The 20564-nt window shown below is 70.1% G+C and carries 21 protein-coding genes; 13 read left to right on the top strand and 8 right to left on the bottom strand.

Annotation, left to right across the window (positions count from 1 at the left end; translation table 11 throughout):
• Positions 1-37 precede the first annotated feature (37 nt).
• From ACWDEX_RS24475 to ACWDEX_RS24465, 3 genes are read right to left on the bottom strand one after another with little or no spacing between them, the layout of a single operon-like run.
• Positions 38-826, bottom strand: coding sequence for an FAD:protein FMN transferase (locus ACWDEX_RS24475; RefSeq protein ID WP_450466117.1), 789 nt, complete (start codon positions 824-826; stop codon positions 38-40).
• A 12-nt stretch (positions 827-838) separates the two neighbouring features.
• Positions 839-1324, bottom strand: a complete 486-nt coding sequence (locus tag ACWDEX_RS24470) for an FMN-binding protein (RefSeq protein ID WP_450466029.1) — start codon at positions 1322-1324, stop codon at positions 839-841.
• A gap of 7 nt (positions 1325-1331) precedes the next feature.
• A complete protein-coding gene (locus ACWDEX_RS24465) occupies positions 1332-2681 on the bottom strand; it encodes a ferredoxin reductase family protein (protein WP_450466028.1) in 1350 nt (449 codons plus the stop codon).
• Positions 2682-2842: 161 nt separating this feature from the next.
• On the opposite strand from ACWDEX_RS24465, the gene ACWDEX_RS24460 reads away from it, so the two are divergent.
• Positions 2843-3583 carry a response regulator transcription factor gene (locus tag ACWDEX_RS24460; protein ID WP_450466027.1) on the top strand — a complete coding sequence of 247 codons (741 nt, stop codon included), beginning with the start codon at positions 2843-2845 and terminating at the stop codon, positions 3581-3583.
• Positions 3584-3603: 20 nt separating this feature from the next.
• A complete protein-coding gene (locus tag ACWDEX_RS24455) occupies positions 3604-5070 on the top strand; it encodes a sensor histidine kinase (protein ID WP_450466025.1) in 1467 nt (488 codons plus the stop codon).
• Here ACWDEX_RS24455 and ACWDEX_RS24450 read toward each other — a convergent pair.
• Entirely contained in the window at positions 5064-5765 is a 702-nt protein-coding gene (locus tag ACWDEX_RS24450; protein ID WP_450466023.1) for a L,D-transpeptidase family protein, read from the bottom strand. The genes ACWDEX_RS24455 and ACWDEX_RS24450 overlap by 7 nt on opposite strands.
• Positions 5766-5768: 3 nt before the next feature.
• Positions 5769-6356, bottom strand: a complete 588-nt coding sequence (locus ACWDEX_RS24445) for a pyridoxamine 5'-phosphate oxidase family protein (RefSeq protein WP_450466022.1) — start codon at positions 6354-6356, stop codon at positions 5769-5771.
• A gap of 130 nt (positions 6357-6486) precedes the next feature.
• Between ACWDEX_RS24445 and ACWDEX_RS24440 the strand changes: the two genes are divergently transcribed.
• The 5 genes from ACWDEX_RS24440 (at position 6487) to ACWDEX_RS24420 (ending at position 12503) form a co-directional block, all read left to right on the top strand.
• The gene (locus ACWDEX_RS24440) at positions 6487-7680 is read left to right on the top strand and encodes an argininosuccinate synthase (protein ID WP_450466021.1); all 1194 of its coding nucleotides are present in this window, start codon (positions 6487-6489) and stop codon (positions 7678-7680) included.
• A gap of 102 nt (positions 7681-7782) precedes the next feature.
• Positions 7783-9213 carry an argininosuccinate lyase gene (gene argH / locus ACWDEX_RS24435; protein ID WP_450466020.1) on the top strand — a complete coding sequence of 477 codons (1431 nt, stop codon included), beginning with the start codon at positions 7783-7785 and terminating at the stop codon, positions 9211-9213.
• A gap of 103 nt (positions 9214-9316) precedes the next feature.
• Positions 9317-10288, top strand: coding sequence for an aldo/keto reductase (locus ACWDEX_RS24430; protein ID WP_450466018.1), 972 nt, complete (start codon positions 9317-9319; stop codon positions 10286-10288).
• A gap of 104 nt (positions 10289-10392) precedes the next feature.
• A complete protein-coding gene (locus tag ACWDEX_RS24425) occupies positions 10393-10944 on the top strand; it encodes a TetR/AcrR family transcriptional regulator (RefSeq protein ID WP_450466017.1) in 552 nt (183 codons plus the stop codon).
• Entirely contained in the window at positions 10941-12503 is a 1563-nt protein-coding gene (locus ACWDEX_RS24420) for an MFS transporter (RefSeq protein WP_450466015.1), read from the top strand. The genes ACWDEX_RS24425 and ACWDEX_RS24420 overlap by 4 nt, the downstream gene beginning before the upstream one ends.
• An 81-nt stretch (positions 12504-12584) precedes the next feature.
• On the opposite strand, the gene ACWDEX_RS24415 is transcribed toward ACWDEX_RS24420, so the two are convergent.
• The gene (locus tag ACWDEX_RS24415) at positions 12585-13274 is read right to left on the bottom strand and encodes a lysophospholipid acyltransferase family protein (protein WP_450466014.1); all 690 of its coding nucleotides are present in this window, start codon (positions 13272-13274) and stop codon (positions 12585-12587) included.
• Positions 13275-13600: 326 nt separating this feature from the next.
• Here ACWDEX_RS24415 and ACWDEX_RS24410 point away from each other — a divergent pair, with 326 nt between their 5' ends.
• Positions 13601-14764: a glycerophosphodiester phosphodiesterase gene (locus tag ACWDEX_RS24410; protein ID WP_450466012.1), complete on the top strand. Its 1164-nt coding sequence runs from the start codon at positions 13601-13603 to the stop codon at positions 14762-14764.
• Positions 14765-15024: 260 nt separating this feature from the next.
• Positions 15025-15528: a GNAT family N-acetyltransferase gene (locus ACWDEX_RS24405; RefSeq protein ID WP_450466011.1), complete on the top strand. Its 504-nt coding sequence runs from the start codon at positions 15025-15027 to the stop codon at positions 15526-15528.
• A gap of 66 nt (positions 15529-15594) precedes the next feature.
• On the opposite strand, the gene ACWDEX_RS24400 is transcribed toward ACWDEX_RS24405, so the two are convergent.
• Both ACWDEX_RS24400 and ACWDEX_RS24395 read right to left on the bottom strand, forming a co-directional pair.
• Positions 15595-16041 (bottom strand): hypothetical protein, encoded by a 447-nt coding sequence (locus ACWDEX_RS24400; RefSeq protein WP_450466010.1) that lies wholly within the window; start codon positions 16039-16041, stop codon positions 15595-15597.
• Positions 16022-16381 (bottom strand): hypothetical protein, encoded by a 360-nt coding sequence (locus ACWDEX_RS24395; protein WP_450466009.1) that lies wholly within the window; start codon positions 16379-16381, stop codon positions 16022-16024. The genes ACWDEX_RS24400 and ACWDEX_RS24395 overlap by 20 nt, the downstream gene beginning before the upstream one ends.
• 626 nt (positions 16382-17007) lie before the next feature.
• Between ACWDEX_RS24395 and ACWDEX_RS24390 the strand changes: the two genes are divergently transcribed.
• From ACWDEX_RS24390 to ACWDEX_RS24375, 4 genes are all read left to right on the top strand, one after another.
• On the top strand, positions 17008-18042 hold the full coding sequence (locus tag ACWDEX_RS24390) for a methionine ABC transporter ATP-binding protein (protein ID WP_450466008.1): 1035 nt from the start codon (positions 17008-17010) through the stop codon (positions 18040-18042).
• Positions 18039-18776, top strand: coding sequence for a methionine ABC transporter permease (locus ACWDEX_RS24385; protein ID WP_450466007.1), 738 nt, complete (start codon positions 18039-18041; stop codon positions 18774-18776). Before ACWDEX_RS24390 ends, ACWDEX_RS24385 begins: the two co-directional genes overlap by 4 nt.
• A gap of 77 nt (positions 18777-18853) precedes the next feature.
• Positions 18854-19690, top strand: coding sequence for a MetQ/NlpA family ABC transporter substrate-binding protein (locus ACWDEX_RS24380; protein WP_450466006.1), 837 nt, complete (start codon positions 18854-18856; stop codon positions 19688-19690).
• 167 nt (positions 19691-19857) lie between these two features.
• Complete coding sequence (locus ACWDEX_RS24375) at positions 19858-20496, top strand: GNAT family N-acetyltransferase (protein WP_450466005.1); 639 nt, start codon at positions 19858-19860, stop codon at positions 20494-20496.
• The last annotated feature ends 68 nt before the right edge of the window (positions 20497-20564 follow it).

Raw genomic sequence — 20564 nt, 5'->3', positions numbered from 1 at the left:
CTCCTCCTGAACCTCGTGGAGAACTCCTGTCCCGTTCTCAGCCCCATCGCCCTGCCAGCCCCCTGGTGCAGCGCACCTCGTCGCCCGCAGTGATCAACAGGCCCTCGACGCCCGGCAGGGACTCCAGCCAGGCCAGGCCTTCCCGTGAGCCCATCGCCAACGCGGCTGTCGCCCAGCAGTCCGCCCAGGTCAGCCTGGGTGCGACCACCGTGACGCCCACCAGGTCTGTGACCGCCGACCTGCCCGTGCGCGGGTCGACGATGTGAGCGCCGCGTTCGGTGGTGCCGGAGGTGGCCACGGCCAGTTCCGCCGCGCCGGCCGCCGAGATCACCGCGGCCAGGCCGCCCCGCCGCAGGGGATCCGACACCCCGACCCGCCACGGCCGCCGCGGCTCGGGCGAGCCCAGCAACTGCACGTCCCCGCCGCCGTTCACGCTCACCCCGCTCGCCCCCGCCGCCGCCAGGTGCCGGGCCGCCCGTTCGACCGCCCAGCCTTTGACGATCCCGGTCGGGTCGATCCGTCCCTCGTACCGTGTGCTGAACCAGCCGTCACTGAGCCGCTGCGCCACCGCGCCGAGACCGAGCACCTCGGCCACCTCCGCATCACAGTCCTCGACGGTCAGCTCGCCACGGGAGAGCCGCGAGATCTGGCTGTGCTCCCGGTAGGTGCTGAACAGGGCGTCCACCCGGTGGAGCATGGCGATCGCCTCCGCCAGCGCACTCCGCAGCGGCTCCGGCTCGCCGCCGCGCACATCGAAGGAGAAGACGGTGCCCATCACCTGCTCCGCGTGCCGCAGCACGGACGGTGCCTGCGCGGGAGGGGTCATCTCTGCGGCCACTCAGCCACCCACCTTGTCCAGGGCCGACTGCAGGGAACGCTGGTAGCCGGCGCTGGTGTAGCTCGCGCCGGAGACCGCGTCGATGGATGCGCTCTGCGCGGCCAGTGCCTCCCGGCTCAGCTGCGGGACGGCATAGCCGTTGATCTCCTGGTCCCTCCCGTTGTCCTGGGGGTAGGCGACGGCCGTGACGTCGGTGAGCTTGCCGTTCCTCACCGTGATCCGGACCTGGACGGGGCCGTAGCGGGTCGGGACCGAGTCGCCGGTGACGGTCTTCGTGCCGGCCGTGGCCGACCCGCTGGAGGCGCCCGGACCGCCGGAGCCGCCCGAGGCGTCGGCACTGCCCGACGGGCCGGGAGGACGCGCGGCCGCGGCGAGGCCGGGTGTGGTGTGCGGCTTCATCGACAGCAGCAGCACCAGCCCGGAGACGCTGGCGGCACTGGCCAGCACGATCCGGCGCAGCGCACTCTTCCTCTTCAACGGGTGCATGACGGCCTCACAGGTCGAACGACTCGTGGTGGATACGGCGGTCGGGAACCCCGGCCATGTGCAGCACCTCGTACATCTCCTCCGCGAATCCGGGCGGGCCGCACAGATAGACGTCGTGGTCCGCGAGGCCGGGCACGGCGGAGTGCAGCCCGTGGGGGGTGATGCGCGGGCGTGAGCCGTCCGCGCCGTTGAGGGCGTACAGCACCCGGGCGCCGCGCCCGCGCGCTATGGCCTCCAGCTCGGCACCCAGCGCCAGGTCCTGGGCCGAGCGCGCCCGGTACAGCAGCGTCACCTCGCCCGGCAGCGTCTCGAACAGGGCGCGCAGCGGGGTGATCCCGACGCCGCCCGCGATCAGCAGGCCCCGGCCGCTGGTGCACCGGTCCGCGGTCAGTGACCCGTACGGCCCCTCCGCCCACACCCGGGTGCCCGGCCGCAGCAGGGCCACGGACGTACTGTGGCCGCCGAGTGCCTTGACGGTGATGCGCAGCCGGGTCCGGCGGGGCGGCGCCGAGAGCGAGTACGGCGTGGACGTCCAGCGCAGGCCGTCCGTGAGGAACCGCCAGCGGAAGAACTGCCCCGGCTCGGCGCCCAGCTTCTCCAGGCGCCGTCCGCGCATCACGACGGACCACACGCCCGGCGCTTCCTCATGCACCGACTCCACCCGCAGCCGGTGGCGCAGGTTGAGTCGCACCGGGGTCAGCACCCGGAACCACACCACCAGGGCCGCGACGCCGAGGTACAGCGCGTACCAGGCGGCCCGTGCGAACGCGTTCCCGCTGAACTCCGCGCCCAGCGCGAGCTGGTGGCCGAAGGAGAGGAAGATCGCCGCGTAGGTGAGGAGGTGCACGTAATACCAGAACTCGTGGGTGACCCTGCGACGGACGGCTCGCGCCGAGGTGATGCCGACGGCGAACAGGATGATCGTGCCGAGGGTGGCCTTGAGCATCTCCGGGTAGTGCAGGACCACGGTGACCAGCTCGTGTGCGAGAGAGGCCCGGTCCTGGGCGGCGTACCCGCCGAGGATCAGGACGATGTGCGCGACCAGCAGGCAGACCGTGTACCGCCCGGCCATCGCGTGCCAGCGGGCCACCCGGTCCGAGCCGATCCGCCGCTCGAGGAGTGGCACCCGGGCCATCAGCCCGAGGAGTACCGCGCAGGCGTACCCGCACAGCAGTCCGGCGATCCTTCCGGCCCCGGTCAGCCAGCCGGCCGCGCCGACGACCGAGCGGGTGTCCTGCCACCACAGCGCCATCACGGCCGCGGCCCCGGCCCACAGGAGGGCCAGCAGCGGACCTGCGGGCGAACGCCGGACGAGCGGCGGTACGGGCGGCGCCTGCTGCTGGTACACCATGGCCATGGCCCTCCCTTCGGACGTCCCGTTGCGCAACTGTGCAGGCGGAACCTCTGAACCGGCTCTGAGACCGAGACCGGCTCCGCGTCCGGCCGGCTCTCCTCATAGGAAACTCAGAGGGCTCGGCGACCCGGCCGCTTGCGGGAGGGTGGATCCTGGGAAGCGCGATGAACACACCCCGCTCCGGCCGCCCCGCCCTCACCCACCCCGACGGCACGCCCGTGCACGTCCTCGTCGTCGACGACGATCCGGACCTCGCCGAGGTGTTGTCCGGGGCCCTGCGCTACGAGGGCTGGGACGTGCGCACGGCCGGTGACGGCGCCACGGCCGTCGCCGAGGCCCGTGTGCTGATGCCCGACGCCGTGGTCCTGGACGTGATGCTCCCGGACACCGACGGCCTCGCCGTGCTGAAGGCCCTGCGCTCCGTGAAGCCGGACGTCTGTGTGCTCTTCCTCACCGCGCGGGACGCCGTCGAGGACCGCATCGCGGGGATCACCGCGGGCGGCGACGACTATGTGACCAAGCCGTTCAGTCTGGAGGAGGTCGTGGCCCGGCTGCGCGGGCTGCTGCGTCGGGCCGGCATGGCCCGGCAGCTGACGGACGGCCCCCGGCTGACCGTGGGGGACCTGGTCATGGACGAGGAGGCCCACGAGGTGACCCGGGCCGGCGAGCTGATCGAGCTGTCGCCCACCGAGTTCGAGCTGCTGCGGTTCCTGATGCGCAACCCGCGGCGCGTACTCAGCAAGCCACAGATCCTCGACCGGGTGTGGTCCTACGACTTCGGTGGCCAAGCCCACGTCGTCGAGCTGTACATCTCCTACCTGCGCAAGAAGGTGGACGCGGGCCGCGAGCCCATGATCCACACGGTGCGCGGGGCCGGGTACGTGCTCAAGCCGGTGGCCCGGTGAGGGCGCGGCTGCGGTCCAGGATGCGACGGCTGCCCCGGCCGCGCACCCTGCGCGCCCGGCTCACGGCCGGGCTCGTCGTACTGCTCGCGCTCAGCTGCGCCGCCGTCGGGGGCGCCGCCGTGTTCGAGCTGAACGGTTTCCTCACCGGCCGGCTGGACCAGCAGTTGCGTGAGGTGGGCCAGCGGTTCCCGGCGAGCCTGGAGCACCGGGTCAAGCTGCCGGACCACGACGGCGACGAGCACGGCGACACGCGCAGGCAGCCCGTCGGCACCTTCGGCGCCCGGCTGGTCGGGGACGCGGTCACCAACGCGGCCGTGGTCCGCTCCGGCAGCGACACCACCACTCTGAGCGCCCCGCTGAGCGCGCGGGACGAACGCACGCTCGCGTCGGTCGCCGCGGATGGCAGGGGCCACAGCGTCCGTCTGTCCTCCCTCGGTGAATACCGTCTGATGGCGGCCGGCGGTGCGGAAGGAGACGTACTGATCACCGGACTGCCGCTGGAACCGGTGGAGTCCGCGGTGCACCGGCTGGAACTCGTCGCCGCCGTCGTCTTCGGCGCGGCCCTCGCGGTCACCGGCGTCGCGGGAGCGGTCTGGGTGCGCTGGTCCCTGCGGCCGCTCAGCAGGGTCGCCGCGACCGCCACCCGGGTCAGCGAGCTTCCGCTGGCCAGCGGCGAGGTCGCCCTGCCGCCGCGCGCCCCGGGAGCCGATCCGCGCAGCGAGGTGGGCCGGGTGGCCACCGCTTTCAACCGCATGCTCGGCCATGTCGAGAACGCGCTGACCAAGCGGCACGCGAGTGAGGAACGGCTGCGCAGCTTCGCCGCCGATGCCAGCCACGAGCTGCGCACACCGGTCGCCTCGGTCCGCGGCCACGCCGAGCTGGCGTTGCTGCACCCGGGTCCAGTCCCGCCGGAGGTGAGCCGTGCCCTGGAGCGGATCGCCGCCGAGTCGGCACGCATGGGCGAGATGGTCGACGATCTGCTGCTCCTGGCCCGGCTGGACGCGGGCCGCCCACTGGAACGGAGCCCTGTCGACCTCACCCGGCTGGTCCTGGACGCGGTCACGGACGCTCGGGCCGCGGGCCCCGGTCACCGCTGGACGATGGAGTTGCCGGAGGATCCGGTGACGGTGACCGGGGACGGCCATCGCCTCCACCAGCTGCTGGCCAACCTGCTGGCCAATGCGCGTCTGCACACGCTGGCGGGCACGAAGGTGACCGTCTCGCTGGAGACGGAGGGTCCGACGGTCGTCCTCACGGTCCACGACGACGGTCCCGGAGTCCCCGACGAGTTTCAGCCCGGTGTCTTCGAACGCTTCACCCGGGCCGACCACCGTCGCCGCCCGGAACACCGGGGCGGTGGCGCCGGACTCGGCCTGTCGATCGTGGCAGCGGTGGCGGAGGCGCACGAGGGGAGCGTGGGGCTCAAGAGCCGTCCGGGGGCGACGGCCTTCACGGTGCGCCTGCCTGCCGGGGCACTGGATCAGTAGCGACTGAGCGAGGTCGCCCCGCCCGCCGCTCCGATCGCGATGTGGGGTCCTCGCGCCGGATCGGCCCACACCAGGATCCGCCGCATGGCGTCCTCGGGCACCGACACACATCCGGCCGTCGCCCCCTCGCCGTTGACGTGCAGGAAGATGCCCGCGCCGCGTCCTCGCACCGGCTTGTCGTAGTTGAATCCGATGACCAGGGCGTACCCGTACTGCCGGCCGTAGCCGGCCAGGTGTTCCGACTCGGAGGCGCGGCAGTCGGCCGGGAGCTGCTCTGCCCAGCGGTTGTAGGAGCGGGACGCGTTGTCCTGGCACCACCGGGAGTCCTGGCGCACCCGGCGGTACGTCGCCTTCGTACCCGTGGGCGCGGCCCTGATGCCGAACGCGTACGGCAGCCCGTACAGGCCCGTCGGGGTCGTGTCCGTGCCCTGGACCCGTGAGGCGCCCTCGGTGAGCCCTCTCGCGCCGAAGCGGGCCGGCGCGGAACCGGTCCTCGACCAGTGCCCCTTACGCCGGTCCCACCAGGTGACCGTCCCGGACGTGGCATCCGGGCGGGGCGCCTCAGCGGTGATCAGCTGGGTGCCGCCACCGGTGTCCGCCATCCGTTCGGGCAGTGGGGCCTCCTCGGCGGCGCGGGGCGTGGCGCCGAGCACCAGGAGGGAAGCGGAGGCGAGGGCGAGGACACCGGGGCGCATGCCTCAGACCGTAGACGGCGGTAGCGGCAACGGCAGGCCGGGCAGGCCGTCCAGGCTCGTTTCGATGTGCTCTTTCCTCCGGAAGTACTCATCGAGGGAGGCGTCGTCCTCGCGCGCGAACCGCTTGCCGTGCAGATCGCGGTCCTCTTCGTACGACATGAAGGGCACCGCGTAGCCACAGGTGTCCCGGATGTGCTCGGCGGTCACGACGATGATCGCGCGCAGTCCGTGCAGGCTCGGGTCGATGTCGGGGAAACGGGTGAGCAGGTCCTTGAAGCGGGGGTCGTCGCGGAAGACCGGCTCGGCGCGGCCGTGCACGCGGACGATGTTCGGCGGACCCTGGAAGGCGCACCACATCAGGGTGATCCGACCGTTCTCCCGCAGGTGCGCGATCGTCTCGGCATTGCTTCCCGCGAAGTCCAGGTAGGCCACCGTGAGGTCGTCGATGACCGCGAAGGAACCTTTCAGCCCCTTCGGCGAGAGGTTGACCGTGCCGTCGCCGGAGAGGGGAGCGGTCGCGGTGAAGAAGAGGGGCTGGGCCTCGATGAACGTACGCAGCCTGCCGTCAAGGCGCTCATAGGTCTTTTCCATGTCGAACGATTATCGACGAGATTCTTTCGCTTGTCTAAGGAATTGCGCGACACGGCGCTCCGGATTGACGAATCATGCAGAGTTCTGCATACTCATGCATATCAGCGAATGCACTGTGAGGGAGAAACCCGTGACCGAGCGCGTCGTACTCGCCTATTCCGGCGGTCTGGACACCTCCGTCGCCATCGGCTGGATCGCCGAGGAGACCGGCGCCGAGGTCATCGCCGTTGCCGTGGATGTCGGCCAGGGCGGCGAGGACCTGGACGTCATCCGTAAGCGCGCGCTCGCCTGCGGTGCCGTCGAGGCCGAGGTCGCCGACGCCAAGGACGAGTTCGCCGACGAGTACTGCCTCCCGGCGATCAAGGCCAACGCCCTCTACATGGACCGCTACCCGCTGGTCTCCGCCCTCTCGCGGCCGACCATCGTCAAGCACCTGGTCGCCGCCGCGAAGAAGCACGGCGCCACCACCGTCGCCCATGGCTGCACCGGCAAGGGCAACGACCAGGTCCGCTTCGAGGCCGGCATCGTCGCCCTCGCTCCCGACCTGAAGTGCATCGCCCCGGTCCGTGACTACGCGATGACGCGGGACAAGGCGATCGCGTTCTGCGAGGCGAAGAACCTCCCGATCGCGACCACCAAGAAGTCCCCCTACTCCATCGACCAGAACGTCTTCGGCCGTGCCGTCGAAACCGGCTTCCTCGAGGACATCTGGAACGCGCCGATCGAGGACATCTACGAGTACACCTCCAACCCGGCCGAGCCCCGCGAGGCCGACGAGGTGATCATCACCTTCAAGGAGGGTGTCCCGGTCGCCATCGACGGCAGGCCCGTCACCGTCCTGCAGGCCATCCAGCAGCTCAACGAGCGCGCCGGTGGCCAGGGAATCGGCCGTATCGACATGGTCGAGGACCGGCTCGTGGGCATCAAGTCCCGCGAGGTGTACGAGGCTCCCGGCGCGATCGCTCTGATCACCGCCCACCAGGAGCTGGAGAACGTCACCGTCGAGCGTGAACTCGCCCGCTACAAGCGTCAGGTCGAGCAGCGCTGGGGCGAACTGGTCTACGACGGCCAGTGGTTCTCCCCGCTCAAGCGCGCCCTGGACGGCTTCATCAACGAGGCCAACCAGCATGTCTCCGGCGACGTCCGGATGACCCTGCACGGCGGCCGCGCGGTCGTCACCGGACGGCGGTCCGAGCAGTCGCTGTACGACTTCAACCTCGCGACCTACGACACCGGCGACACGTTCGACCAGTCCGCGGCCAAGGGCTTCATCGACATCTACAGCCTGTCGTCGAAGATCGCCGCGCGGCGGGACCTGGCGTAACCCCGTACAGGTCACCCCGCACGCATCAGCCTGACAGCCGCCTCCTCACCTGCAAGGGTGAGGAGGCGGTCGCACAGAGACATCTTCCGAGGAGCAACTCAAGTGAGCAGCAACAGCGGTGACGTACGGCTCTGGGGCGGCCGTTTCGCCGACGGTCCCGCCGAGGCCCTGGCGAAGCTGTCCGCGTCCGTCCACTTCGACTGGCGGCTCGCGCCCTACGACATCGCCGGTTCCCGCGCCCACGCGCGCGTGCTGCACAAGGCGGGGCTGCTCACGGCCGACGAGCTGACGCGCATGCTGGCCGGCCTCGACCGGCTCGAAGCCGACGTGGCCTCGGGCGAGTTCACCGGGACCATCGCCGACGAGGACGTCCACACCGCCCTGGAGCGCGGTCTCCTGGAGCGCCTCGGCCCCGACCTCGGCGGCAAGCTGCGCGCCGGCCGCTCCCGCAACGACCAGGTCGCGACCCTCTTCCGTATGTACCTGCGCGACCACGCCCGGATCGTCGGGGGCCTGATCGCCGACCTCCAGGACGCGCTGGTCGGGCTCGCCGAGGCCCATCCGGACGTGGCGATGCCCGGCCGCACCCACCTCCAGCACGCCCAGCCGGTGCTCTTCGCGCACCACGTCCTCGCACATGTCCAGGCCCTGTCCCGGGATGCCGAGCGGCTGCGCCAGTGGGACGAGCGCACGGCCGTGTCCCCGTACGGCTCGGGCGCACTCGCCGGCAGCAGCCTCGGCCTCGACCCGGAGGCGGTCGCCCAGGACCTCGGCTTCGAGCACGGCAGCTCGGCCAACTCCATCGACGGCACGGCCTCGCGCGACTTCGTCGCCGAGTTCGCCTTCATCACCGCGATGATCGGCGTCAACCTCTCCCGGATCGCCGAGGAGGTCATCATCTGGAACACGAAGGAGTTCTCCTTCGTGACCCTCCACGACGCCTTCTCGACCGGCTCGTCGATCATGCCGCAGAAGAAGAACCCGGACATCGCGGAGCTGGCCCGCGGTAAGAGCGGCCGTCTGATCGGCAATCTGACGGGCCTCCTCGCCACCCTCAAGGCCCTTCCGCTGGCGTACAACCGCGACCTCCAGGAAGACAAGGAGCCGGTCTTCGACTCCATCGACCAGTTGGAGGTCCTGCTCCCGGCCTTCACCGGCATGATGGCCACGCTCACCGTGCACCGTGAGCGCATGGAGGAGCTGGCCCCGGCCGGCTTCTCCCTCGCCACCGACGTCGCCGAGTGGCTGGTCAAACAGGGCGTGCCGTTCCGCGTCGCGCACGAGGTCGCCGGAGAGTGTGTGAAGGTCGCCGAGGCCGACGGCAAGGAGCTGGACGAGCTCACGGACGAGCAGTTCTCGAAGATCTCCGCGCATCTGACGCCTCAGGTGCGGTCGGTCCTCAACGTCCCCGGCGCCCTCGCCTCCCGTAACGGCCGCGGCGGTACGGCGCCCTCGGCGGTCGCTGTCCAGCTCGCCGAGGTCAAGGCGGACGTGGCGGCCCAGCACGTGTGGGCCACCGCGAAGCAGAAGTAGGAGCCGCAGGCCGCGTACGCGAAGGGCAGCGCGGGTTAGGTTGGGCGCTGGTGCCCCGGCAGAGGGGCTCCAGCCGCAAGGAGCCGACCGAACGGAGCCCGCGATGCCCTTCGCCCGACTGGCCTCGGCGACGACCCCCACGTGTCACATCGGGCTGGGTCTCGCCGCCGTCGGCCGCCCCGGCTACATCAACCTCGGCCGCGAGCGGGACCTCCCGCCCGTCCGTAGCGTCGACGCTCTGCGCGAGCGCACCCATGAACTCCTGGACGCCGCCTACGCCCAGGGCGTGCGCTACGTCGACGTGGCCCGCTCGTACGGACGCGGCGAGGAATTCCTCGCCGAGTGGCTGAACGTCCACCCCGACATCGACGATGTCGTCGTGGGCAGCAAGTGGGGCTACACCTACACCGCGAACTGGCGTACCGACGCCGAGAAGCACGAGGTCAAGGACCACAGCCTGGCCACGTACCACCGGCAGCGCGCCGAGACGGCCGCCGTGCTCGGCGACCGGCTCGACCTCTACCAGATCCACTCCCTCACATCGGACAGCCCGGCCCTCACCGACAAGGACCTGCACGCCGAGCTCGCCGAGGCCGCGGCGCAGGGCGTCACGATCGGCTTCTCCACCAGTGGCCCGGCACAGGCCGACGCGATCCGTGCCGCGCTCGCTGTGACGGTCGACGGCAAGCCCCTGTTCCGTACCGTGCAGTCCACGTACAACCTGCTGGAGACCTCGGCCGCGCCCGCGCTCGCCGAGGCCCACGACGCGGGGCTCACGGTGATCGTCAAGGAGGGCATGGCGAACGGGCGTCTGGCGGACCCCTGTGCGCCGGATCCCCTCAAGGCGGTGGCCGCGGAGACATCCCTCGGCTGCGACGCGGTCGCCCTCGCCTTCGTCCTGCGGCAGCCCTGGGCCTCAGTCGTCCTCTCCGGCGCCGCCACCACCGTTCAGCTCGCCTCCAACCTGCACGCCACGGTCGTAGACCTCACCGAGGACCGGCTCGCTCGTCTCGACGCGCTCGCCGAGGACCCGCACGCGTACTGGGAGCGGCGCGGGCGGCTTGCCTGGCACTGAGGCAGCGCGGAAACCCGGCCTGCCGAGTCCCGAGCGGACCCCCCTCCTGGAACGCGTACGTATCTTGTGAGACATCAATGTCTCACATGCTTTATCGTTGTCTCATGGCTGTCGACCGTGAACACATGCTGCGCAGCGCAGCCGCCCTGCTCACCCGGAAATCCACCGCCACCATGGACGAGGTCGCCAAGGCGGCGGGGATCAGCCGGGCGACCCTGCACCGCCACTTCGCCGGGCGTGAGGCGCTCGTGAGGGCGTTGGAGACGCTCGGCATCGAGGAGTGCGAGGCGGCCCTGGACGCCGCCCGGCTGGACGAGGGATCCGCGAGCGACGCCGTACGCAGGCTTCTGCGCGAGATCCAGCCCGCCGCCGGGCTGCTCGCCTTCCTCTACGGCGAGAACCAGCTGTGGGAAGGCGAACGGCAGAACGAGGGCTGGATCCGGCTCGACAACCGGATCGGCGCGGTGTTCCTGCGAGGCCAGCAAAGCGGCGAGTTCCGCATCGACCTCACCCCGGTCTGGCTCACCGAGGCGCTCTACGGACTCATCGCCTCGGGCGCCTGGGCCGCGCTGGACGGCCGCGTGGCCGCCAGGGAATTCCCCACCATGATCGCTGAGCTGCTGCTCGGCGGCGCACTGCGGAGAGAGGAACCATGACCAGCACCGTGCGGCACGGGGGCGCCCCCTGCGCGAGCGCAGCGCAGAGCTCGAGGGACGTCGGGTCGCAGGGCGAGAAGCGTCCGGGCCGGTGGCTCGCGCTCTCCGTCCTCGTGCTCGCCGTGCTGCTGGTGGCCGTGGACGCGACCGTCCTCGGTCTCGCGACCCCGTACATCAGCGAGGACCTGAAACCGTCGGGCACCCAGCTGCTGTGGATCGGTGACGTCTACTCGTTCGTCATCGCCGGTCTGCTCGTCTCCATGGGCAGCCTCGGCGACCGCATCGGCCGCAAGCGGATCCTGCTCGGCGGTGCCACGGCCTTCGGCGCGGTGTCCGTCCTCAACGCCTACGCGTCCACGCCGGAGACGATGATCCTGGCGCGGGCGCTGCTCGGTGTCGCGGGCGCGACCCTGATGCCCGCCACGCTCGCCCTGATCAGCAACCTCTTCCACGACCCGCGCGAGCGCAGCCTCGCCATCGGTATCTGGGGCGCCACCGCCTCGGGCGGTACGGCGGTCGGCCCGATAGTCGGAGGCTTCCTGCTCGAACACTTCTGGTGGGGCTCGGTCTTCCTGATCAACCTGCCGGTGATGGCGGTCCTCGTGCTCGTCGGCATCAGGACACTGCCGGAGTCCCGCAATCCGAGCCCCGGCCCCTGGGACCTGATCAGCGTCGTGCTCTCGCTCGTCGGCATGGTCGGCCTCGTGTACGCCGTCAAGGAGGCAGCCGCGCACGGGTTCTCCTGGCCGGCCGCGGCCGTCGGCGTCCTCGGTGCCGCCGCGCTCTGCGGCTTCGTGCGCCGCCAGTTGACGCTCCCGAAGCCGTTGCTGGATGTGCGGCTGTTCAGCAGCCGTGGCTTCTCCGGCGCCGTGCTCGCGGACCTGCTGACCGTTCTCGGCATGTCCGGGCTGGTCTTCTTCCTCTCGCAGTACCTGCAACTCGTCCAGGGCAGGGCACCGTTCGAGGCGGGCCTGGCCGAACTGCCCGCCGCGGTCGGCGCGGTGGCGGCGGGCCTCGTCGCGGGCGCGGTGGCCCGGCGCTTCTCGGTACGGGCCGTGGTGTCCGGCGGGCTCGCGGCGGTGGGCCTGGCGCTCGCCGCCCTCACCCTGCTCGACCGGTCCACCGGCTACCCGTTCATCGGAACCGCCCTGCTGGTCCTGGGCGTCGGCGCCGGCTTCTCGTTCACCGTGACCGCCGACGTGATCCTCTCCAATGTGCCCAAGGAACAGGCGGGCGCCGCGTCCGCGGTCTCCGAGACGGCGTACGAACTCGGCGCCGCCCTCGGTATCGCGCTGCTCGGCTCGATCGTGAGTGGCGTCTACCGCGGATTCACGGGCCCGGCCGGCACCCCGGCCGCGGCACACGAATCACTGGGCGGCGCGGTCGAGGTGGCCGCGGGCATGCCCGCGGCCACCGGCGAGGAGCTGTTGTCGTCGGCCCGCGATGCCTTCGTCGACGGCCTGACGCTGGCAACCGGCGCGGGCGCGGCGGTCCTGCTGGCCGCCGCGGTGGCGGCGTGGTTCCTGCTGCGCGAACAGAGGCTGGCCGGCGCGCCCTGACAAGGGCCGGATGTGGCGTCATGTGCCGCTCGGCCACGGGCAACCACGGGCGGGCCGCACCCGGCGACAGGGCGCAGAGTGCTAGGCGGCCTTGGCCTTGGTGGCGTACATGTCCACGTACTCCTGCCCCGACAACCGCATGACCTCCGCCATCACGGAGTCGGTCACCGCACGCAGCACATACCGGTCGCGGTCCATGCCCTCGTACCGGGAGAACTCCATCGGCTCACCGAAGCGGACCGTGACCCGGCCGGGGCGCGGCATGCCCCGGCCGCCCGGCTGCAGCTTGTCCGTGCCGATCATCGCGAACGGGACGACCGGGGCGCCGGTCATCAGGGTGAGACGCGCGATGCCCGTGCGGCCGCGGTACAGACGGCCGTCGGGGGAACGGGTGCCCTCCGGGTAGATACCGAAGACCTTGCCCTCCTCCAGGATCCGGCGGCCGGTCATCAGCGCGGCCACACCGCCGTTCGCGCCGTCCCGGTCCACCGGGATCATGCCGACGCCCGTGAAGAACCAGGCCATCAGCCGGCCCTTGATGCCCTTGCCGGTGACGTACTCGTCCTTGCCGATGAAGAACACCTGTCGCTTGGTCACCACCGGCAGCACGATCGAGTCGATGAACGTCAGGTGGTTGCCGGCCATGATGACCGGGCCGTCGGCCGGGATGTGCTCCATGCCCTCCACCCGTGGGCGGAACATCAGGCGCATGATCGGTCCGAGCACTGCCTTGATGAGCTTGAAGCGGGACAACGGACCCTCCGGTGTCAAGGGATGCGGTATGAGTCTGTGCAGGTGAGGACGATACTCGCGATCCCCGGCATGTCGCACATCGGGTTCACCGAGCGGACACGTGTCATGGACGACTGTTTACCTGCGGTGGTGCCGCGTTTACGTGTCCGTCGTCTGCCGGGCGGATGTGACGGACATCGCGTACGCCTGGATGACGCGTCATCACTCACCTTTGCTGCGTAGGCCGTTGTGCGCATCCTGGAGGACGTCCCGAGTCCGCACCGTGTTCCGTTGTACGTCTTCCGGCCGTCACCCGTACGCCCCTACCATCGACCCGCTTTGACAGATGTGGCGGGAGGAGCCTCATGGGGACGCAGGAGTCGTACGGGCAGGGGCGAGGTGCGGGCCGTCGGGCGGTGCTCGGGGCCGCGGTGCTCGGTGCGGGCGGAGCGGTGCTCGGACTGTCCGGTACCGCGAGGGCGGACACGAGGCAGGCGGGTGGCCGTCTCGCGGATCTGCCCGTGCCGACGATCGTCGGGCACCGCGGGGCCAGCGGCTACCGGCCGGAGCACACCTTCGGCTCCTACAATCTGGCCCTCGACATGGGTGCCGACATCGTGGAGGCCGGCGACCTGGTGCCCACCAAGGACGGCCATCTCGTGTGCCGGCACGAGCCGGAGATCGGCGGCACCACCGACGTCGCCGACCATCCCGAGTTCGCCGACCGCAAGACCACCAAGGTTCTGGACGGCGTCTCCACCACGGGCTGGTTCACCGAGGACTTCACCCTCGCCGAGCTGAAGACCCTGCGCGCGATCGAGCGCATCCCGGCCGCCCGCCAGCGCAACACGGTCTACAACGGCCGTTGGGAGATACCCACCTTCGAAGAGGTGCTCCAGTGGCAGGACGAGCAGACCCGTAAGCGCGGCAAGCAGGTGTGGGTCTACCCCGAGACCAAACACCCCACCTACTTCCGCAAGCTGGGCCTCGGCCTGGAGGAGCGGCTCGCGAAGATCCTGCGCAAGCACGGCAAGGACAAGAAGAAGTCGCCGGTCATCATCCAGTCCTTCGAGCCGAGCAGCATCCAGCGGCTGAACGCGCTCGTCGACAACCCGCTCGTCGTGCTGCTGTCGAGCGCCGGCGAGCGCCCCTGGGACTTCGTGGAGGCGGGTGACCCGCGGAGGGTCGCCGACCTCGTCACGCGGCAGGGCCTCAAGGAGATCGCGTCGTACGCCCAGGGCATCGGCCCCACCCTCGACCTGGTCATCCCGAAGGACGCGCAGGGCAATCTCACCACGCCGACCACGCTCGTCGCCGACGCGCATGCCGCGGGCCTGATCCTGCACCCGTACACCATGCGCAACGAGAACACCTTCCTGCCGGCGAACTTCAGGAAGGGCACGGACCCGGCCGCGTACGGGGACGTCTTCGGTGCTTTCAGGACGTACTTCGCGACCGGCATCGACGGTGTCTTCACCGACAACGCCGACACCGGTGTGCTCGCCCGTGAGGACTTCCTGCGCCGCTGAGACGTCAACGCGCAACAGCGCCACCCCGGTTGGGTGACGTTCGGCCGCCTCGGCAACCCATTGCCGAGGCGGCCGCGTCACGCCGCCTGTTCCACGCGGCTCGCGCCGAGTTGGGTATCTCACAGGGCAGTCTTGCGGCGGAACGTTCCAAATGCCTGGAATGCCTTCATTGGTGGCCGGCAGCGGAGGTTGCGGCCCGCGAAGGGCGGGGATAGGAGTGAGGGACGACCGGCGATCAGGTGAGCGGGAGGCGTGCGCACATGGGCATGAGCGTGACCATCTCTGAGGCGACCGAGCAGGACGCCGAGCAGATCTTCAGGCTGCAGTACCTGTGCTTCCAGAGCGAGGCCGCGCTGTACGGCAACTACCGCATCGCCCCGCTCGTCCAGACCTTGGACTCGGTCCGTGAGGAGGTCGCCTCGGACTGCGTCATCGTGGCCCGGCTGGGCGACGAGGTGGTCGGCTCGGTGCGCGGCAGTGCGACCGAGGGCGGCGCGGCGGCCATCGGCAAACTCTGCGTGCACCCGCGGCTGCAGGGTCACGGCATCGGCGCCCGGCTGCTGCGCGCGGTGGAGGCGGCGCTGGTGGAGCAGCGCGGCGCGAAGCGGTTCCGTCTCAGCGCGGGTCACCGCAGCGAGGGCAACCTCCGCCTGTATCGCCGCGTCGGCTACGAGACGGTCGGCACGTCCCAGGGTGAGGACGGCGTCCCGATGATCGTCCTGGAGAAGCAGGTCCCGGCAGGGACGTACGCGGCAACGGCGTAAGACGGCAACGCGTTCCCTGCGGAACCGCGCGGCCCGCTGCGCACGGTTCGCAGCCGACGGCGGCTTTCAGGCGCCCTGCTGCCGCACGCGTGCCTTCCGGAGCCAGTACATGGCCGACAACGGCAGCAGTACGGGAATGAAGAGATACCCCATGCCGTAGTCGGACCAGACGGTCGCGTCGGGGAAGGCGGACGGCTCGACCAAGGTCCACGTGCCCACGATCAGCACACCCGCCAGTTCGGCGGCGCAGCACAACAGCGCAGCCCTGCGGGCTTTTTCCCCGCCGCGGACCAGGGAGTAGGTGATGAAGCCGTAGACGATGCCCGCCACCGCCGACAGGGAGTACGCCAGCGGGGCCTTGTCGAACTGCGTCGAGATCTGCACCACCGAGCGCGACACCGCTCCGACCACCATCACGCCGTAGAGCCAGACGAGCAGGATGCCGGGCCCGCTGATGAGTCGTGTCGTCGTCGGTTTCTGTGTGGCGGTCACCTCAGCCTCCCCAGATGTCATAGAGCCGCACCTGCAGCACGGCGAGGACCACACCGCCGGCCGCGACCGTCACCGAACCCCAGCGCGTGCGCTCCGCCAGCGACATGAAACCGGCCGCCGGAACGCATGCGAAGGCTCCGAGCAGATACGCCACGAAGATCGTCGTGCCCTGAGCAGGCTTCTCGCCGCGCGCCAGTTGGACGATGCCGACGACCAACTGGATCACGGCCAGCAGCGTCACCACGGCCATGCCGACGAAGTGCCAGTCCTTCGTGGGCTGATCACGATAGGCCGCCCAGCCGCACCAGGCGGCGAGGAGTAGTGCGGCGACACCGGTCACCAGTGTCAGGGCATCAAACATGCCGTGACCCTATTACGGGCCAAAAGGCCCCACGCGCGCACCCCTGGGCTGCCCCCGGCGTATGGCCGAGGTCCGGCCGGCGACCGCCCGCGCCGGCGGTGGATCCACCGTGGCGTTGGCCACAACCCGGCGTCCCACGAGCTGGACGCTGACCCGGTGGTGAAGGGTCTTTCGGCCCTGTCCGCCCTGGCCACCAGGTGTTTTATGGAGATCTCGGTACGCGGCTGAAGCTGTCCACCGCTGTCCGCCATTCGGACAGCGGTGGCGGTTCCCTGCCGTGCTTCTGCTTTACTTGCCCGCATGACCACGACGAGCAGCCGCGTACTTGCGACCGAGGCGACCATGACGCCCGGTGCTCGTTGTATGCGTCCTGCGCGTCGAATGTGCGCCTTCTAGAGGGCCCCTGCACCATCTGAGCCTCGCGCCCCGAAGCGAGAGCCCGCTCATCTCCGCGCCCGCGTCCGGGACCGTCCGGCGCATGCGGCCGAGCCCCCTCCCCTGCGCGCACGTTTCTCCCGCCTCCGGCACCCTTTCGAGAACCGTGCTGCGTTCTGGCTGTACCCGACCATGAACGCCGTGCCCGGCGCCCACGGCGCGCCGCGCACTCGACAGTGACGGAAACCCACGTGATCACCACATCGGGCCTCACCAAGGTCTACCGCTCGCGAGGCCGCGAGGTCACCGCCCTCGACGGCGTCGACCTGCACGTCCGCGAAGGCGAGGTGTACGGCGTCATCGGCCAGTCCGGCGCCGGCAAGTCCTCGCTCATCCGCTGTGTCAATCTGCTGGAGCGTCCCACCTCCGGCACGGTCACCGTCGCCGGACAGGACCTCACCGCCCTCGCCGGCCACGGGCCGCGCGCCGGCAAGGAGCTGCGGCGGGCGCGCAGCCGGATCGGCATGGTCTTCCAGCACTTCAACCTGCTGTCCTCGCGCACGGTGCGGGACAATGTCGAGCTTCCCCTGGAGATCCTCGGCAAGTCAGGGAAGGAACGTTCCCGCAGAGCGCTCGAACTGCTCGACCTGGTCGGCCTCGCCGACAAGGCAGGCGCCTACCCCGCCCAGCTCTCCGGCGGTCAGAAGCAGCGCGTCGGCATCGCCCGCGCCCTGGCCGGCGACCCCAAGGTGCTCCTCTCCGACGAGGCCACCAGCGCCCTGGACCCGGACACCACCCGCTCCATCCTCCAGCTGTTGCGCGACCTGAACCGCGAGCTCGGCCTGACCGTTCTGCTCATCACGCACGAGATGGACGTCGTGAAGTCGATCTGTGACTCGGCGGCGCTCATGGACAAGGGCCGCGTCGTCGAGTCCGGCACGGTCGGCGAGCTGCTCGCCACGCCGGGCTCGCAGCTGGCCGCCGCGCTCTTCCCGGTCGACGGTGAGGCCTCCGGCCCGGACCGGACCGTCGTCGACGTCACCTTCCACGGCGAGGCCGCCACCCAGCCCGTCATCTCTCAGCTGGCCCGCACCTACAACATCGACATATCGATCCTCGGTGCCGCCCTCGACACCGTCGGTGGCCTCCAGGTCGGCCGGATGCGTATCGAACTGCCCGGTCACTACGAGGACAACGTCGTGCCCATCGGCTTCCTGCGTGAGCAGGGCCTCCAGATAGACATCGTCGACCCCAAGGCCTCGCTGGTGAAGGAAGGTGCCAAGTGACCTGGTCCGAGATGCAGCCCCTGTTGTCCCAGGCGTGTTGGGACACCCTCTACATGGTCGGCTGGTCCACGGTCATCGCCGTCGTCGCCGGACTCCCGCTCGGCATCCTGCTGGTCCTCACCGGCCGGGGCGGCCTGCTGCAGAACGTCGTCGCCAACAAGGTCCTCGGGCAGGTGGTGAACATCGCCCGCTCGATGCCGTTCATCATCCTGATGGTCGCCCTGATGGGCTTCACCCGCTGGGTCACGGGCACCACCATCGGCCGCGAGGCCGCCATCGTGCCGCTCGCCATCGGCGCCATCCCGTTCTTCGCCCGCCTGGTCGAGACGGCCGTCCGCGAAGTGGACGGCGGACTCGTCGAAGCCGTGCAGGCGATGGGCGGCAACACCTGGACGGTCGTGCGCAAGGTCCTCGTCCCAGAGTCCCTGCCCTCGCTGATCTCCAGCACCACCACCACGGTCGTCACCCTCATCGGGTACTCGGCGATGGCCGGCACGGTCGGCGCCGGCGGTCTGGGTGACATCGCCATCCGCTACGGCTATCAGCGCTTCGAGACCCAGCTCATGTGGATCACCGTGGCGGTCCTCGCCGTGGTCATCTCCGTCATCCAGTTCGCCGGCGACTTCGCCGCCCACTTCCTGCACCGGCGCGGCGGCCGCTCCGGTCCGGCGCCGAAGCTGCGGCTGCTGAAGGCCAAGGAGCCCGCGGCGGCCGACGTCAGCAAGGCCGCCTGAAGCCCCGGGACTTCCCGGCCCCAAGACTCCCCCGTTCATGAAGCGGGGGCGCACCACCCCTAGGAAAGGCACTTTTCGTGCGTAACACCGCCAAGATCACCGCCGCTGTCCTGACCGCTGGAGCCCTCACTCTCGGGCTCTCCGCCTGCGGCTCGGGCTCCGACTCCGGCAAGCCCGATGCGAACGCCCCCCTGACGGTCGCCGCCACCCCCAACCCCCAGGGCGAGATCCTCACCTATGTGAAGGACCACCTGGCGAAGAAGGCCGGCCTCAAGCTGGAGGTCAAGGAGTTCACCGACTACGTGACGCCGAACACGGCCGTCCAGCAGGGTCAGGTCGACGCCAACTACTTCCAGCACAAGCCGTACCTCGACGACTTCAACAAGAAGAACGGCACCGACATCGTGCCGGTGGCCGGCGGCGCCGTGCACCTGGAGCCGCTCGGTGTCTACTCCAAGAGCGTCAAGAAGCTCGCGGACCTCGGGAAGGGCGCCACCGTCGCCGTCCCCAACGACACCACCAACGAGGCCCGCGCCCTGAAACTGCTGGAGGCGAACGGCCTCATCAAGCTGAAGGCGGGCGTCGGCTACGAGGCGACCCCCAAGGACATCACCGACAACCCCAAGAACCTCTCGTTCAAGGAGCTCGAGGCGCCCCAGCTGCCGCGCTCCCTCGGTGACGTCGACGCCGCGGTGATCAACAGCAACTTCGCACTGGAGGGCAACCTCAACCCGGCCAAGGACGCGATCGCCGCCGAGTCCGCCAAGGACAACCCGTACGCGAACATCCTCGTTGTGAAGAAGGGCAACGAGAACGACCCGCGCGTCAAGAAGCTCGTCAAGCTGCTGACGTCGCCCGAGGTGAAGAAGTTCATCGAGGACAAGTACGACGGCGCGGTCGTTCCGGCGTTCTGACAGAAGCGCGCACCCGGTTGCCACGCACAGGGTCCTCCCTCACGCCGTTCAGGAGGTGGGGGAGGACCCCGTGGTGCGGCCAGGTGCTTCCATGCTGCATGCTGGGCAGTTCAGCAGGCCCTGTCGGTCAGGCCCTGACGGTATTTCCGAAGGTTACGGAGCGGCGCATGACTAGCACCTTCCCCAACATCTCCATCAGCACGGAGCGGTTGGTGCTACGCCCCCTGGACGAGGACGACGTCGCCGCTCTGGCCGAGATGATGAACGACGAACAGGTCGCGGCCTGGACCGATGTCCCCCAGCCCTTCACCGAGGAACGCGCCCGCACCTGGATCACCGACTACGCCCCGGCCGAGCGCACGGCGGGCCGCGGCCTCGATCTCGCGGTCACCGAGTTCCTCACCCAGCGCCTGGTCGGCGTCGTCCAGCTGGCCAAGACCAACTGGCGCATCCGCTCCACCGAACTGTCCTACATCATCGCTCCCTGGGCCCGCGGTGAGGGCTACGCCTCCGAGGCGGCCCTCGCCGTCGCCCAGTGGCTCTTCGGGGACCAGAAGTTCGAGCGCATCGAACTGCGCACGGCGGCCGACAACACCGCCTCCCAGCAGGTCGCCCAGAAGATCGGCTGCATCAGCGAGGGCGTCCTGCGCAACGCCTGCATAGCGCACGTCCGCACCGAGGACGGCACCTGGACGGACGTGCGGACCGACTTCATCGTGTGGAGCCTGCTGCCGGAGGACCTCGACGGGGTCAGCGAGGAACTGGCCGACACCGGTGGTTTCACGTCGTTCTCGAACTGGAACTGACACTGGGGGACCACTCCCACAGACCCGAGCCCCCGCTCGGGTCCACGTAGCGGAACCGGGTACCCTCA

It is taken from the genome of Streptomyces sp. NPDC001020 (genome assembly GCF_053599115.1).
This window is presented reverse-complemented; position numbering and strand designations above follow the sequence as displayed.